Origin of the sequence: Psychrobacter sp. TB55-MNA-CIBAN-0194, assembly GCF_040309505.1 — a bacterium.
GTDB lineage: Bacteria > Pseudomonadota > Gammaproteobacteria > Pseudomonadales > Moraxellaceae > Psychrobacter > Psychrobacter fozii.
In genome coordinates, this window is record NZ_JBEOOW010000683.1 from 1 (window position 1) to 242 (window position 242).

Consider the following 242-nt stretch of genomic DNA (forward strand, 5'->3'; position numbering starts at 1 on the left):
GCCATGGAGAGAGCCGTGGCTGTTGCAGCGGTGGCTGACAATGCCAAGGTTGCTGGGGTCGATGCGTCGACTATGACCAAGGGGATGTCTCTTCAGACAGGACAGGTGAGGCCCTCAGACGGCACATCGGAGGCCGTCGGATACATACTGGCCATCGTCTTCAGTGTCCTGTTCATGATGTCGGCGATCTATTACGGCGTGATGATCGCCAACTCAGTAGTCGAGGAAAAGCAGTCCAGGAT

The 242-nt window shown here is 56.6% G+C and carries 1 protein-coding gene; it reads left to right on the forward strand.

What is annotated here, in order from left to right; translation table 11 throughout:
* Positions 1-15 precede the first annotated feature (15 nt).
* The coding region (locus tag AAEY75_RS16720) for a hypothetical protein (protein ID WP_352260281.1) at positions 16-242 on the forward strand (227 nt) is incomplete at its 3' end.